This window comes from Janthinobacterium sp. Bl 1 (assembly GCF_058215535.1).
Window position 1 is genome coordinate 219,007 of sequence record NZ_CM177086.1, and the last position, 14,688, is coordinate 233,694.

Sequence of the window (14,688 nt, forward strand, 5' to 3'; positions counted from 1 at the left end):
ATCCTTCTTTGTCTCCCAGACAGAAGAATGCCGCGCCATCGGATCACGCCGCCAGTGCCGCCCGCACACTGCCGTTCGCGCCGGCCAACAATGCCTGTGCCTGGTTTGTGTTGATTTTTTTGATCAAGGCAACAATCGCCACCTTGACGTGATAGTGGCACTGCTCCAGCACGGTTCTGGCCTGCACTTCGCTGGCGCCAGTGGCGTGCATGGTCAGACGCACCGCCCGCCAGATCAGCTTGGCGTTGGTCGGCTTCAAGTCTACCATCAAGTTTCCGTAAGTTTTGTGCAAACCGACCATCAGCGCGCTGGAAATCGTGTTCAAGGTGATTTTTTGCGCCGTACCCGCTTTCAGGCGCGTGCTGCCGGATATGACTTCCGTACCCGTGTCGAGCACGATGCCGCATTGCGCCTCGTGCGCCACGGGGGCATCCACATTGTTCGCGATGCCTATCGTCAAGGCGCCCGCCTGGCGCGCGGCCAGCAAGGCGCCCAGCACATACGGCGTGGCGCCGGAGGCGGCCAGCAGGATCACGACATCATTTGCTTGCGGTTGCAAGGCCAGTAAATCCGCCTCGCCTTGCTGCAAATCGTCTTCCGCGCCTTCGACGGCCGTAAACATGGCGCCCGCGCCGCCGGCCAGGATGGCGACGGCCCGCTCGGGCGGCCAGGAAAACGTGGGATTGAGTTCAACGCTGTCGAGCACACCCAGCCGGCCGGACGTGCCCGCACCCACGTACAGCAGCCGTCCACCGGCCGCGATGCGGGGCAGGGCGGCCGTGATGGCGGCAGCGATGTCGGGCGACGCCAGCCGCACGGCCTCGACAGCCCAGAACTGGTCATCGACCAGCGCCGCCACCAGTTGCTCCACCGGATACAGGTCCAGATCCGGATGCCGCCGGCTCGGGGTTTCAGTTTTCAACATGATTTCAGAACATGGTTGAAGGTGAAACCAGTTTAATACCAACGAGCAATATCAGCCATGAAAGGTTGGCGGGCGGGCATAACGGGAGTTTATGGCTGGTGCAGGCACGTGGGCGTATTACTTGTACTTCGATACGCTCCCGTTTGTGTCTATACTTGGCTTCGACGCCAACATCAACGACATCCCCATGATCGCTCGCCAATTGCTGTTCCTGTTTAGCGCCCTTGGCGCCATCAACGGCATTTTTCTGGCCGTCTATTTTTTCAGCCGCCGGCCTCGCTGCCTCGCCGACTGCATGCTCGGCGCATTGCTGCTGGCCGTCGGGGTGCGCACCGCCAAATCCGCCTTCCTCTTCTTCAACCCGGCGATCGCACTCGAATTCCGCCAGCTGGGCCTTTCGGCCTGCCTGCTGATCGGTCCCTTGACCTATCTCTATGTGCGCTCTTTTCTGGCCGGGCTCGGACAATTGCCTGCTGGACAACAATGGCGTTGGCATCTCGGCCTGTCCTTCCTGTTGATAGGCATTGGCGTTGCCTTTCCATATGCCGCGTATCGTTCTGTGTGGAACCTGTCGAGTCATGCCATTCATGTGTTCTGGCTATGCTACCTGCTGGCGGCCGCCAGGCTGCTCTGGCAAAGCCGCCGTGCATGGTTGAACGACGGACAGCGGATGGCGACCAGCAACGTGCTCCTGCTGAGCGTCTTTGCAGGCAGCTGTGTCATGCTGGCGGCGTACGCGAGCACGCCGTTCACGTCCTATATCGTCGGTGCCTTGTCGTTCACCTTCTCGCTGCATGTCGCGGTCATGGTTTTTCTGCTGAGAAAAGAAACCTCGACGCCTGCCGAGCCAAAACAGAAGTACCAGCATAGCCGCCTGACGCACGACGATGCGCTTGCCGTGCTCGCTGCGCTGGAACAACAGATGACCGGACAACAATCCTATCTGAATCCGAATCTGACCCTGGCCCAACTGGCCAAGCGGGCGGGATGCACGCAGGCGCAGGTATCGCAGGTACTCAATGACAAGCTGGGCAAGAGTTTCAACACCTACGTCAACGAATACCGCATCGCCGAGGCGAAACAGGTGTTGACGGGTGAGCCACAACTGAACATGGATACCGTTGCCGAACGCTGCGGGTTCAATTCCAGTTCCACCTTCTACTCGACCTTCAAGAAAGTGGCTGGACAGACTCCCGCCAGCTTCCGGGCCCAATCCGGCCAGGCCGTCAGGGCCGTTTCCGCGTAAAACCCCTCCGGAATCGCCATTCCGGAGTCTGACATCCTGTTTGGCGACATCAAATCCCCCTGCACTTCGCTAAATTATCGACCACCAGCGATCTGAAATAGTCGTTGCTCCGATAAACGAAATTCTTCATGCAGGGTAAAACCATGATCCAGTTTTTAGTGCGAACCGTACTCGCCTGTTGCTTGCTTGGCATCACCGCCGTCAGCACCGCCGCCACCGCGGAGCAGGACGAACATGCCATCCAGGAAACCGTACGCTTGTATCTGCATGGCACCAGCTTCAACGTGCAGAGCGACATCAAGCAAGCCTTCCATGCCAGCGCCCGCCTTTACCTGGACGGCAAAGACGATGCGGAATGGGAGTTGAGCGGTCCCGAATACGCCAAACTTTTTGCCGATGAGAAAAAAGGGCAATTCAATGGACGCCACGGGCGGCTGATCAAGGTGGATATGAACGGCAAGGTGGCCACCGCCAAGGCCGAGATCCACATTCCCGCACAAGGAGTCCGCTATGTGGATGTCTTCCTTTTGAAAAAGATCGCCGGCAACTGGAAGATCGTCAGCAAGTCGGCCCATCGCGAGCAAGCGGCGCGCCACGCACGCAAGGTGCTGCTGGTCGTGTCGAATGTGCATCAATATCCCGGCACAAAAGTTAACGCAGGCAATAATTTTCCCGAGCTTGCCTATACCTATGATGCATTTCGCAAAGCAGGGTACGCGGTCGACTTCGTCAGTCCCGAGGGTGGCGCCGTTCCCCTGGAAATGATCGTCACCTCGGACGAGTTGCTCAAGAAGTATCTGTACGACAGTGATTTCATGTGGGCACTGGCCCATACCAAACCCGTCGCCGAAGTCAGGGCAGACGAGTATGCGGGCATGGCTTTCGTCGGCGGCGGCGCGGCCATCGTCGGCATCCCGGACAACAAGCCGCTGCAGGACATCGCCTTGCGTATCTACGAACAGCAGGGCGGGGTGATCGCGGCCATCTGCCATGGCACCGAGGGCATCAAGAACCTGAAGCTCAGCGACGGTACTTTCCTCATCCAGGGCAAGGTGCTCACCTCGTTCCCCGATGCGTTTCTCAACAAGGAATCGCCGGTATACAAAGCCTATCCCTTTTCGGCGGAAGGCAGCATCAAGCGCCAGGGCGGCATATTCAGGCACGGCGCCAGCGGACAGAGCCACGTCGAGGTCGATGGCCGGCTGGTGACCGGCATGAGCTGGGAGTCGTCCGTCGGCGTGGCGGAATCCATGATCCGCCTGATCGAGCAGTAAGCTTATGGCGCGCGGCGCATTTCCGCCACAAAGTCGTAATGGTCGCTGCGGCAATACGAATGCGTGAGTTCCACCGCTTCGCCCGTCTCCAGGTAGGCGATGCGCGTGATGAACAGCACGGCCTGGCCATCGGGGATACCCAGTTGCTTGGCCAGCACGTCCGTCGCATTCATGGCGCGGATGTGCTGCAAGGCGCGCACGGGGGCCTTCTTGATGCTGCTCAAGTATTCATACAGCGAATCGCCCATGGCGTCCGGGTCCGGCACCACGCTGAAGGGCAGCACGCTCACTTCATACGCCATCACCACGTCGTCGGCCAGGCGCAAGCGCTCGAGGCGCGCCACTTTCGTGTTCTGCGCCAGGCCCAGGCTCAGCTGTTCATCGCTGCTGGCGATGACGACTTCACGCTTGAGCCAGCGCGAGCCGGGGCGGTAGCCGCGCTGCTGCAGCTGCTCGGAAAAGCTCGACAGGTTCGACAGCGGCTGCTCGATGCGCGGGGCAATATAGTTGCCCGAACCGCGGCGGCGCACGACGAGACCTTGCTCGACAAGCTGGTCGATGGCCTTGCGGGCAGTCACGCGCGATACGTCAAGCAGTTCGGACAGGGTACGTTCGGATGGCAGGGCCTGGTCTACCTGGTAGCGGCCGTTGCGTACGTCATCGCTCAGCTTGCGGGCGATCTGCATATATAAAGGCGAATTGTCATTTAAATCGACCTTGAGTTCTACGCTGGTCTGGCTCATACAGTTCTCCTTATCCTCCTAGTGTAATAGCGATGGCGCTTGTGCGTAGCCCGTCCACCCATGAATAAATGGAAAATGGCCATAAATAACGGTTATACACTTAAAAAAACAATGTTTTACCGTACGTATAGCTTTGCATTATAGATAAATAAGCAATTTTCATTGGCGTCGTGAAGCATCCCGCCCTATGCTGGCGATGCCTCCACTACGCCGTGAACAGGGAAACATGCACAATAAAATGACGGGTTTGCTGGGCTTACTGCTGCTGGGCACGACCTGGAGCGCACTGGCCGCCCCGCCCGGTGGCGGCAAGGACCAGCAGCGCGCGCTCGATGCCACGCTATCGGCCATCGTCGATGATGCGGCCCACCCGCTGGCCAGCCTGTCCGTGCTGGCCATACGCCACGGCAAAGTGTCGTATGAGCAACAATTTGGCTACCGGCACATCGGGGCCACGCCGGCGAACAGCTTGCCCGTGACGCCGGCCACCCTGTTCCGCATCGCCTCGGTTTCGAAGATGATGACCACCCTGGGCCTGATGCGGCTGGTCGAGCAGGGCAAGCTGAGCCTGGACCAGGACGTCAGCATCTATCTGGGCTTTTCCCTGCGCAACCCGCATTTCCCCCAACAACCGTTGACCTTGCGCAGCCTGCTCAGCCATACCTCCTCGCTGCGCGACGCGGGCGGCTATTCCTGGGGGCCGGAACGCAGCCTGCGCGACGTGTTTACGGCCGGCGGCGACAGCATGTGGGAAGCAAACGCCGCGCCGGGCCGCTATTTTACGTACGCCAACCTGAACTGGGGCGTGATCGGCACGGTGATGGAAAAAGTCACGGGCGAGCGCTTCGACTTGCTGATGCGGCGCTTGCTGCTCGATCCCCTCGACGTGCGCGGCGGCTACAACCCGGCCGCATTTTCTACGGAAGACGTGGCGAACACGGCCACCCTGTACCGCAAGCGCACGCTCGAGACGGAAGTGTGGCAGCCGCAAGGGCCATGGATCGCGCAAGCCGACGATTTTCAGCAGCGCCCGCCGTCTGGCCTGGCCAATTATGTGATCGGCAGCAACGCCACTGTCTTCAGTCCCACGGGCGGCTTGCGCATTTCCGCGGCGGGACTGGGCAAGGTCATGCAGATGCTGCTCGACGGCGGCCGCTATCAACATCAGCAACTGTTACAGCCGGCCAGCATCGCCCTGATGTTTGGCCGCCAATGGCAGCTGGCGCCCGACGCCAGCAATGGCGACAGCGAGCGGGGCCTGTACCGCGCCTGGGGCCTGGGCAACCAGCAGTTCGATGCGGTGGCGGGGCAGGGCAACGGCCTCGTCGAAGGCGCCAGCTTCACGGCCGTGGGCCATTTGGGCGACGCGTATGGCCTCGTCTCCGCCTTCGTGCTCGATTTCCAGAACAAAAACGGCATGGTGATGCTGGTGGGCGGCACGGGCAGCGATCCCGAGCAGTATCCGGGCACGTATTCCGCCATGGGGCGCAGCGAGGAACGGATACTCACCGCGCTATACCATGGTGCGATGGATAACAATCAGTCCTTGCATTGAAATGGTGCATTCCTGAAAGTTATGGCTGCACCATGATGTTTCATTGGCTGCGTTGGCGGCCAGCCTCTAAGCTCTTCCCGAATGCTCCCGCACCATGGGAGCGCAACGCAGCGAGGCAACATGCAGCAACAAGTCATCATCATCGGCGGCGGCGTCGTCGGTCTGACATCGGCCTGGTGGCTGGCCGAGGCCGGCTACAAGGTCACTTTACTGGAACGCAATGAACAGGTGGCGATCGCCGCCAGCTACCGCAACGGCGGCCAGCTCAGCTATCGCTATGTGGCACCGCTGGCGGACGCGGGCGTGCCTTTCAAGGCCCTGCAATGGCTGCTGCAGAAAGACGGTCCGCTGCGCTTCCGCCCCGAGGCCGACTGGCGCCAATGGCGCTGGATGGCCAGTTTCCTGCGCAATTGCAACAGCGCCAGCAATGCCCGCACGACGGCCAAGCTGCTGCAACTGGGAGAATGGAGCCGCGCCGGCATGGCGCAACTGGAATTGACGGTGCCGCCGGAAGCGTATGCCCGGCGCGATGCGGGCAAGCTCATCGTCTACCGCTCGCCCGCCATCTTCCAGCGTGCCGTGGCGCGGCCCGAATCGGAAGAGGCGCGTGTCGTCTTGTCTCCGCTGGAAGCCGTGCAGCGCGAACCGGCGCTGGCGGCCTTGCAGGGTTCCCTGGCGGGCGGCATCTTTACGCAGGGCGAAGCGGTGGCCGATTGCCACGCCTTTTGCCTGGCGCTGGAAGCGCGCCTGCTGCAGCACCCGAATTGTTCGCTCTTGTTAAAAGGCGAGGCGCGCCGCCTCGTCATGCACAAGGGCAGGATCACGGGCGTCGACACCAGCCTGGGCCTGTTGCAAGCGGATCACTACGTGCTGGCGGCCGGCATCCAGAGCCGCGACCTGGCCGCCACGGCAGGCATTTACCTGCCCCTGTATCCATTGAAGGGCTACAGCCTGACGGCGCCCATCCGCGCCCAGCACCGTGCGCCCGAGATCAGCATCACGGATTTCGAACGCAAGGTGCTGTATGCGCGCATCGGTGGCGACCTGCGCGTCGCCGCCATGGTTGACATGGTGGGCGCCGACAACAGCATCGACTGGGGCCGCATCGCCGGCCTGACGCGGCTGGCGCGCGAAGCCATGCCGCACGGCGCCGACTACGACCAGGCCACGGCCTGGGCCGGCCTGCGCCCCGCCACGCCGAACAGCGCGCCGCTGGTGGGCGCCAGCAAAGTGGCGAACTTGTGGCTGAACGTGGGCCATGGCCCGCTGGGCTTTACCTTTGCGGCCGGCACGGCGCGCATCCTGGCCGACCTGATGGCCGGCAAGGCGCCGCCGTTCGCGCTGGACTTCCTCGCGCCTCAAAAATAGGCGGACCGGCGGCAGCGGCGACCGGCGCCGCCGTTATGGCGGATAATTGCGGAACTTTTCAGTTCCCCTATTTGCCAGCGCATGCTCACACCCTCGACATCTGCCGCCTGCCCCTGTGGCGGCGCCTCCTACGCCAGCTGCTGCGGCCCGTATATCGCGGGCGACGCCTTGCCGCCCACGGCCGAAACGCTGATGCGTTCGCGCTACACGGCGTTTACCTTGCGCGACGAACCGTATCTGCTTGCCACCTGGCATGCCAGCACCCGTCCCACCGACGCTTTATTTGCCGAAGAAGAAAAAGTCCACTGGCTGGGACTTGAGGTAAAATCTGCTTTACGTTTACGTCAACGTAAAGAAGAATCAGACGATCAAGCCGAAGAGATACATCGCGACAGCGTCGAATTCGTGGCCCGCTACAAGGTCAACGGCCGCGCGCACCGCCTGCATGAAGTGAGCCGCTTTGTGCGTGAAGCTGGCATGAGCGGTGATGGCGCCATGCGCTGGTTTTATCTCGACGGCAGTTTTCCCGAATAGCGCGACCCGAGAGACCGGGCGATAATAAAAAGGAACCGCAATGCCGCACATCGAAAGCAAACTCAATCCGCGCAGTGAAGATTTCAAGGCCAATGCCGCGGCCATGCAAGCCATCGTCGACGATTTGCGCGACAAGGTGGAAAAGATCGCGGCCGGTGGCGGCGAAGCGGCTGCCGCCAAGCACCTGGCGCGCGGCAAACTGCTGCCGCGCGACAGAGTGCAGATGCTGCTCGATCCCGGCACGCCCTTCCTCGAGTTTTCCCAGATGGCGGCTTACGCCATGTACCAGGACGCCAAGGGCGTCGATGCGGCGCCCGCCGCCGGCATCATCACCGGCATCGGCCGGGTCTCGGGCCAGGAATGCGTCATCGTCTGTAACGACGCCACCGTCAAGGGCGGCACGTATTATCCGATGACGGTGAAAAAGCACTTGCGCGCCCAGGAAATCGCCGACCAGAACAACCTGCCGTGCATTTACCTGGTCGATTCGGGCGGCGCCAACCTGCCGAACCAGGACGACGTCTTCCCCGACCGCGACCATTTCGGCCGCATCTTCTACAACCAGGCGAATCTGTCGGCCAAGGGCATCCCGCAGATCGCCGTCGTGATGGGTTCTTGCACGGCCGGCGGCGCCTACGTGCCGGCCATGAGCGATGAATCGATCATCGTCAAGGAGCAGGGCACGATTTTCCTCGGCGGCCCGCCGCTGGTGAAAGCGGCCACCGGTGAAGTCGTGACGGCCGAAGACCTGGGCGGCGGCGACGTGCACACGCGCTTGTCCGGCGTGGTCGACCACCTGGCGCAGAACGATCTGCATGCGCTGTCGCTGGCGCGCACCATCGTCTCGAACCTAAACCGCACCAAGCCGCAGCAGATGGCGCTGCGCGAGTCCGTCGAGCCGACATACCCGACGCAGGAACTGTATGGCGTGATCCCCGTCGATACGCGCAAGCCGTTCGACGTGCGCGAAGTCATTGCGCGCATCGTCGACGGCAGCGATTTCGATGAGTTCAAGGCCCGCTACGGCACCACCCTGATCTGCGGCTTTGCGCATATCTATGGAGTCAAAGTCGGCATCATCGCCAACAACGGCATCTTGTTCTCGGAATCGGCGCTGAAAGGCACGCATTTCATCGAATTGTGCTGCCAGCGCAAGATCCCGCTGGTGTTTTTGCAAAATATCACGGGCTTCATGGTGGGCCGCAAATACGAAAACGAGGGCATCGCCCGCAACGGCGCCAAGATGGTGACCGCTGTCGCGACGGCCGCCGTACCGAAATTCACGGTCATCATCGGCGGCAGCTTCGGCGCCGGCAACTACGGCATGTGCGGCCGCGCGTTTTCCCCGCGTTTCATGTGGATGTGGCCCAATGCGCGCATTTCCGTCATGGGCGGCGACCAGGCCGCTTCCGTGCTGGCGACCGTCAAGCGCGACGGCATTGAGGGCAAGGGCGGGCAATGGAGCGCGGACGAGGAAGCGGCCTTCAAGCAGCCGATCAAGGATCAATACGAACACCAGGGCCACCCCTACTATGCCACCGCGCGCCTGTGGGACGATGGCGTGATCGACCCGGCCGACACCCGCATGGTGCTGGGCCTGGGCCTGTCGGCCGCGCTCAACGCCGAGATCCCGGACACGAAGTTCGGCGTATTCCGCATGTAACGGGCAATAAGGGGAGAAGACCATGGAATTTGAAACCTTAAAGCTGGTCATCGAGGGCAATGTCGCCACCGTGACCCTGAACCGTCCCGACGTGCGCAACGCCTTCAACGAGACGACGATCGCCGAACTGGCGCGCGCCTTCGAGGGCCTGGGACGCAGCGACATGGTGCGCGCCATCGTGCTGGCCGCGAATGGCGCGGCCTTTTGCGCCGGTGCGGACTTGAACTGGATGAAGAAAATGGCAGGCTACACGCATGCCGAAAACCAGGCCGACGCGCTGCAGCTGGCGCAGATGCTGCGCACGATTTACCTGTGCCCCAAGCCCGTCGTGGCGAAGATCCAGGGCGACTGTTATGCGGGCGGCATGGGCCTCGTCGCCGCATGCGATATCATTCTGGCTGCGGAAGACGTGCATTTCTGCCTGAGCGAGGTGCGCCTGGGACTGATCCCGGCCACTATTTCACCGTATGTCATCAAGGCCATGGGCGAAAACGCGGCACGCCGCTATTTCCTGACCGCGGAGCGATTCTCCGCTCAGGAAGCGCTACGCATCGGCTTTGCCCACGAGGTAGTCGAGGCAAGCGCGCTGGACGCGAAAACCGCCGAGGTGCTCAAAGCGCTGACGGGCAACAGCCCGCACGCCGTGGCGCAAGCGAAAATGCTGGTGCGCGAGATCGTTGGCCAGCCGGTCGATGACGCGCTGCTGGCCGACACGGCCGAGCGCATCGCGCAGATCCGCGCCTCGGAGCAGGGCCGCGAAGGCGTGCAATCGTTCCTCGACAAGCGCAAGCCGAGTTGGCTCATGGGCTAGTTAATAGTCCAAAGCCCATGGACTAAGAAATCATTGGAGCAGTTTTGAAAGCAGAAAAACAATCGGGCTGGGTCGAACGCAGTCTGCGCAGCGTGTGGCATCCGTGCACGCAAATGCAGCACCACGAGACTGTACCGCTCATCCCCGTCAGCCATGGCCGCGGCGCCTGGCTGTATGACCACGACGGCCGACGCTACCTGGACGCCATCAGCTCCTGGTGGGTGAACCTGTTCGGCCATGCGAATCCGCGCATCAATGCGGAACTCAAGGACCAGCTGGACCGCCTGGAACACGCGATGCTGGCCGGTTTCACGCATGAACCGGTGATCGAGCTGTCGGAAAAACTCTCCGCATTAACCGGCGGCGTGCTTGGCCACAGCTTTTACGCTTCCGACGGAGCGTCGGCCGTGGAAATCGCCCTGAAAATGAGTTTTCACGCATGGCGCAACAGCGGCAAGAGCGAGAAACAGGAATTCGTCTGCCTGAAAGGCAGCTACCACGGCGAGACCATCGGCGCGCTGGCCGTCACCGATGTCGCCCTGTTCAAGGATGCCTACGGCCCCCTGCTGCGCGCCACGCAGACGGTGATGTCGCCCGACTTCCGCCAGGCAGCCGAGGGCGAGTCCGCCGAGGACGTGGCGCGCCGCGCGGCCGCCGAAGTCGAGCAACTGTTCCAGCAAAAAGCGGACAAGATCGCCGCCATCATCATCGAGCCGCTGGTGCAATGCGCGACCGGCATGGCCATGCACGACCCGCTGTATTTGTCCCTGGTGCGCGCCCTGTGCGACCATTATCAAGTCCATTTGATCCTCGATGAAATCGCCGTCGGCTGCGGCCGCACGGGCACCTTCTTTGCGTGCGAGCAGGCCGGCATCTGGCCCGATTTCGTCTGTCTCTCCAAGGGCATCAGCGGCGGCTATCTGCCCCTGTCCCTCGTGATGACGCGCGAAGACATCTACCAGGCGTTCTACAGCACCGACGTGCGCCGCGGCTTCCTGCACTCGCATTCGTACACGGGCAACCCGCTGGCCTGCCGCGCGGCGCTGGCGACCCTGTCGATTTTCGAGGAAGACGATGTGCTGGCGGCCAACCGCGTGCGCGCCGAAAAAATCACGCAAGCCCTGGCGCCGCTGGCGCAGCACGAGCGCGTAAAACACTTCCGCCAGCAGGGCATGATCTGGGCCTTCGATGCGGTGGACGCGGCGCCCGATTTTTCGCGCCGTTTCTTCAGCACGGGGCTGGAACATGAACTGTTGATGCGCCCCATCGGCTCCACCGTCTACCTGATGCCGCCGTACATCCTCGACGACGAGGAAATCGCCGGCCTGGGCCAGCAAACGCTGGCCGTCTTCAATCATGTGATCGGGGCCTGAGATGGAACTGATCGCGCGATTACAACAGCAGCTGCAAGGGCTGGAAGAGCGTAGCCTGATCCGCCGCCGCCGCACCGTCGACACGCCGTGCGCGCCGCGCCTGACGGTCGATGGCCGCGACATGCTGGCCTTTTGCAGCAATGACTACCTGGGCCTGGCCGCGCATCCGCGCATCGTGGAAGCGTTGAAAGAGGGCGCCGACCTGTATGGCGCCGGCAGCGGCGCTTCGCACCTGATCAGCGGCCACAGCCGCGCCCACGCGCAGCTGGAAGAGCGGCTGGCCACTTTCGTGGGCGCCAACCTGGAACAGGCGCGCGCCCTGTATTTCTGCACCGGCTACATGGCTAATCTGGCTGTGCTCACGGCCTTGTCGGCGGGCGATCCGGACGCCGAGATTTTCTCGGAAGCGCTGAACCACGCTTCGCTGATCGACGGCACGCGCCTGGCCCGCGTCAAGACGCGCGTGTATCCGCACGCCGACCTCGATGCCCTGGCGGCCCTGCTGGCGGCCAGCACGGCACAAACGAAAATCGTCGTCACCGACAGCGTCTTCAGCATGGACGGCCACCTGGCGCCGCTGCCCGCGCTGCTGGCCCTGTGCGAACGCTATGGCGCCTGGCTGGTGGTCGACGATGCGCACGGCTTCGGCGCGCTGGGAGCCGATGGCCGTGGTGCGCTCGAACATTTCAATCTGCGTTCGCCCTACCTCGTGTATGTGGGCACCCTGGGCAAATCGGCCGGCGTGGGCGGCGCCTTTGTGTGCGCGCACGAAGCCGTGATCGACACCCTGATCCAGAAGGCGCGCCCCTACATCTTCACCACGGCGGCCGCACCCGCGCTCGCGCATGCACTGCTGGCCAGCCTGGACATCATCGCCGGGGAAGAAGGAAAACAACGCCGGGCTCACCTGGCGGCGCTGGTGGCGCAATGGAACGACGGCTTGCAGCTGCGGCGCTGGCAAGCCTTGCCGTCGGTGACCGCCATCCAGCCCGTCATCATCGGCGAGAATGCGGACATGCTGGCCGTCGCCGCCCAACTGTACCAGCAGGGACTGTGGGTCGGCGCCATCCGCCCGCCCACCGTACCAGGCGGGACGGCACGCCTGCGCGTGACCCTGTCGGCCGGCCACACGGCGCAGGAAGTGGCGCAATTGATCAATGCAGTCAACACCCTGGAAAGGACTCGCCATGAGCCTTGATGATCCTATCGTGGCGGACGTGCTGGCGGACCTGGCGCCGGCCGTGCAGCCGGCGCCGGCGGCCACCGGCCTGCCATCGCGCTTTGCCTGTTTCGTCACCGGCACCGACACGGAAATCGGCAAGACCCTGACCTCGTCGGCCCTGCTGCACGCGCTGGTCGCGCGCGGCGTGCGCGCCTGCGGCATGAAGCCCGTGGCTGCCGGCGCCGAAATGCGCGACGGCGAACTGCATAATGAAGACGCCGACAGCCTGATCGCCGCCGGCAACGTCACCATGCTGCGCAGCCTGACAACGCCCTATATGCTGAAAGAACCGGCCGCGCCGCACATCGCCGCCGCGCTCGAAGGCGTCAGCATCGAGTCCGTGCCCATCCTGGCCGCCTACCTGGAAATCGCCGCCGCCTCGGACGCCGTCGTGGTCGAAGGCGTGGGTGGCTTCCGCGTGCCGCTGTCTCCAGGTTTCGATTCGGCCGACCTGGCGCAGCAGCTCGATCTGCCCGTGATCCTCGTGGTCGGCATGCGTTTGGGCTGCATCAGCCAGGCTTTGCTGACGGTGGAAGCCGTCGAGGCGCGCGGCTTGACGGTGATCGGCTGGGTCGCCAACACGCTGGAAGTGGAAATGCGCTTCCTCGACGAAAATATCGATGCGCTGATCGAGCGCATCCCGGCGCCACTGCTGGGCAGGGTGCCGCGCCTGGCGCAGCCGAGCGCGGAAGCGGCGGCCGCGTATCTCGATTTCACCGGCTTGCCCAACTGGCCGGCGCAACAGCAGAACACTTAAACCGAACACTTAATCGTAGCAAAAAATAGAAGCGAAGGAATCACCATGTCCGTAGTCCAAGAAGCAGCAAAAACCGTCGAACTGCACCGCCCTGCGGCGCGCATCACCCTGCCCGAAGCGGCCACCTGGCCCATCGATGATGTGCTGGCCCTGTTCGACCTGCCTTTCAATGACCTGATGTTCAAGGCCCAGCAAACCCACCGCGCCAACTTCCCCGATGGCGACGTGGAACTGGCGACCCTGTTGTCGATCAAGACGGGCGGCTGCGAGGAAGACTGTGGCTACTGCCCTCAGGCGGCCCGTTACGACACGGGCGTGGAAGCGAAAAAAATCCTCGACATCGACACGGTGCTCGACGCGGCCCGCCAGGCGAAAGCCAACGGCGCCACGCGCTTCTGCATGGGCGCCGCCTGGCGCGGCCCGAAAGACCGCGACATGGACAAAGTCGAAGAGATGGTCAGCAAAGTCAAAGCGCTGGGCCTGGAAACCTGCGCCACCCTGGGCATGCTGGAAGAGGGACAAGCGGACCGCCTGAAAAACGCGGGCCTGGATTTCTATAACCACAACCTCGATACGGCGCCCGAGTTCTACGACAACGTCATCTCGACGCGCGAATACCAGGACCGCCTGGACACCCTGGGCCGCGTGCGTGAAGCAGGCTTGAAAGTATGCTGCGGCGGCATCGTCGGCATGGGCGAGACGCGTCTGCAGCGCGCGGGCCTGATCGCCCAGCTGGCCAATCTGAATCCGTATCCGGAATCGGTGCCCGTCAACCACCTGGTGCAGGTGGAAGGCACGCCGTTGTTTGGCCTGGAAGCGCTGGACCCGTTCGAATTCGTGCGCACGATCGCCGTGGCCCGCATCACCATGCCGAAAGCGCGCGTGCGCTTGTCGGCCGGCCGCCGCCAGATGGGCGAAGCCGTGCAAGCGATGTGCTTCCTGGCTGGCGCCAACTCCATCTTCTACGGCGACAAGCTGCTCACCACCGACAACCCGGAAGCGGAAGACGACCGCGTCTTGCTCGGCAAACTGGGCTTGCAGACGCGCGGCGCCATGCTCGAATCGGTACAGAAAGAGAAGTGCGGCTGCTGATGACAGCCTTGTCGGGTTACGCCGTACCGGCTAACCCGACCTACGAATACCGCCTCACCAATGCGTAGGTCGGCTTGGCGCAAAGCGCGTAAGCCGACACACCAGCAGACAAGGTCCGCCAAGAG

Annotated in this window: 13 protein-coding genes; 11 read left to right on the forward strand and 2 right to left on the reverse strand. The window is 62.8% G+C overall.

Annotated features, from left to right (window positions below; all coding sequences use genetic code 11):
- Positions 1-43 precede the first annotated feature (43 nt).
- Positions 44-925, reverse strand: a complete 882-nt coding sequence (locus AC4BCN_RS00910; RefSeq protein WP_072456195.1) for an N-acetylmuramic acid 6-phosphate etherase — start codon at positions 923-925, stop codon at positions 44-46.
- A gap of 121 nt (positions 926-1,046) precedes the next feature.
- Here AC4BCN_RS00910 and AC4BCN_RS00915 point away from each other — a divergent pair, with 121 nt between their 5' ends.
- On the forward strand, positions 1,047-2,171 hold the full coding sequence (locus AC4BCN_RS00915) for a helix-turn-helix transcriptional regulator (protein ID WP_490492355.1): 1,125 nt from the start codon (positions 1,047-1,049) through the stop codon (positions 2,169-2,171).
- A gap of 128 nt (positions 2,172-2,299) precedes the next feature.
- Positions 2,300-3,445, forward strand: coding sequence for a nuclear transport factor 2 family protein (locus AC4BCN_RS00920; RefSeq protein ID WP_490492356.1), 1,146 nt, complete (start codon positions 2,300-2,302; stop codon positions 3,443-3,445).
- Between the two features lie 2 nt (positions 3,446-3,447).
- Here AC4BCN_RS00920 and AC4BCN_RS00925 read toward each other — a convergent pair whose 3' ends face one another.
- Positions 3,448-4,188, reverse strand: a complete 741-nt coding sequence (locus tag AC4BCN_RS00925; RefSeq protein WP_034752424.1) for a GntR family transcriptional regulator — start codon at positions 4,186-4,188, stop codon at positions 3,448-3,450.
- Positions 4,189-4,414: 226 nt separating this feature from the next.
- On the opposite strand from AC4BCN_RS00925, the gene AC4BCN_RS00930 reads away from it, so the two are divergent.
- The 9 genes from AC4BCN_RS00930 (at position 4,415) to bioB (ending at position 14,563) form a co-directional block, all read left to right on the forward strand.
- On the forward strand, positions 4,415-5,743 hold the full coding sequence (locus AC4BCN_RS00930; protein ID WP_490492357.1) for a serine hydrolase domain-containing protein: 1,329 nt from the start codon (positions 4,415-4,417) through the stop codon (positions 5,741-5,743).
- Between the two features lie 81 nt (positions 5,744-5,824).
- A complete protein-coding gene (locus AC4BCN_RS00935) occupies positions 5,825-7,111 on the forward strand; it encodes a D-amino acid dehydrogenase (protein ID WP_490492358.1) in 1,287 nt (428 codons plus the stop codon).
- A gap of 69 nt (positions 7,112-7,180) precedes the next feature.
- On the forward strand, positions 7,181-7,645 hold the full coding sequence (locus tag AC4BCN_RS00940) for a YchJ family protein (RefSeq protein WP_490493564.1): 465 nt from the start codon (positions 7,181-7,183) through the stop codon (positions 7,643-7,645).
- Between the two features lie 40 nt (positions 7,646-7,685).
- Entirely contained in the window at positions 7,686-9,308 is a 1,623-nt protein-coding gene (locus AC4BCN_RS00945; RefSeq protein WP_128140637.1) for a carboxyl transferase domain-containing protein, read from the forward strand.
- 22 nt (positions 9,309-9,330) lie between these two features.
- The gene (locus tag AC4BCN_RS00950; protein WP_034752440.1) at positions 9,331-10,119 is read left to right on the forward strand and encodes an enoyl-CoA hydratase/isomerase family protein; all 789 of its coding nucleotides are present in this window, start codon (positions 9,331-9,333) and stop codon (positions 10,117-10,119) included.
- A 44-nt stretch (positions 10,120-10,163) separates the two neighbouring features.
- A complete protein-coding gene (gene bioA, locus AC4BCN_RS00955; protein WP_139092147.1) occupies positions 10,164-11,492 on the forward strand; it encodes an adenosylmethionine--8-amino-7-oxononanoate transaminase in 1,329 nt (442 codons plus the stop codon).
- A gap of 1 nt (position 11,493) precedes the next feature.
- Positions 11,494-12,690: an 8-amino-7-oxononanoate synthase gene (gene bioF, locus AC4BCN_RS00960; protein WP_490492359.1), complete on the forward strand. Its 1,197-nt coding sequence runs from the start codon at positions 11,494-11,496 to the stop codon at positions 12,688-12,690.
- Positions 12,680-13,471 carry a dethiobiotin synthase gene (gene bioD, locus AC4BCN_RS00965; RefSeq protein WP_490492360.1) on the forward strand — a complete coding sequence of 264 codons (792 nt, stop codon included), beginning with the start codon at positions 12,680-12,682 and terminating at the stop codon, positions 13,469-13,471. Before bioF ends, bioD begins: the two co-directional genes overlap by 11 nt.
- 45 nt (positions 13,472-13,516) lie before the next feature.
- A complete protein-coding gene (gene bioB / locus AC4BCN_RS00970; RefSeq protein ID WP_070303144.1) occupies positions 13,517-14,563 on the forward strand; it encodes a biotin synthase BioB in 1,047 nt (348 codons plus the stop codon).
- Positions 14,564-14,688 lie beyond the last annotated feature (125 nt).

What these genes read in the sequence shown, in the direction of transcription:
- AC4BCN_RS00925 (WP_034752424.1), bottom strand. Translation starts at nt 4,188, where the DNA reads ATGAGCCAGACCAGCGTAGAACTCAAGGTCGATTTAAATGACAATTCG.
- bioF (WP_490492359.1), top strand. Translation starts at nt 11,494, where the DNA reads ATGGAACTGATCGCGCGATTACAACAGCAGCTGCAAGGGCTGGAAGAG.
- AC4BCN_RS00945 (WP_128140637.1), top strand. Translation starts at nt 7,686, where the DNA reads ATGCCGCACATCGAAAGCAAACTCAATCCGCGCAGTGAAGATTTCAAG.
- bioB (WP_070303144.1), top strand. Translation starts at nt 13,517, where the DNA reads ATGTCCGTAGTCCAAGAAGCAGCAAAAACCGTCGAACTGCACCGCCCT.
- AC4BCN_RS00920 (WP_490492356.1), top strand. Translation starts at nt 2,300, where the DNA reads ATGCAGGGTAAAACCATGATCCAGTTTTTAGTGCGAACCGTACTCGCC.
- AC4BCN_RS00950 (WP_034752440.1), top strand. Translation starts at nt 9,331, where the DNA reads ATGGAATTTGAAACCTTAAAGCTGGTCATCGAGGGCAATGTCGCCACC.
- bioD (WP_490492360.1), top strand. Translation starts at nt 12,680, where the DNA reads ATGAGCCTTGATGATCCTATCGTGGCGGACGTGCTGGCGGACCTGGCG.
- AC4BCN_RS00910 (WP_072456195.1), bottom strand. Translation starts at nt 925, where the DNA reads ATGTTGAAAACTGAAACCCCGAGCCGGCGGCATCCGGATCTGGACCTG.
- AC4BCN_RS00930 (WP_490492357.1), top strand. Translation starts at nt 4,415, where the DNA reads ATGCACAATAAAATGACGGGTTTGCTGGGCTTACTGCTGCTGGGCACG.
- AC4BCN_RS00935 (WP_490492358.1), top strand. Translation starts at nt 5,825, where the DNA reads ATGCTCCCGCACCATGGGAGCGCAACGCAGCGAGGCAACATGCAGCAA.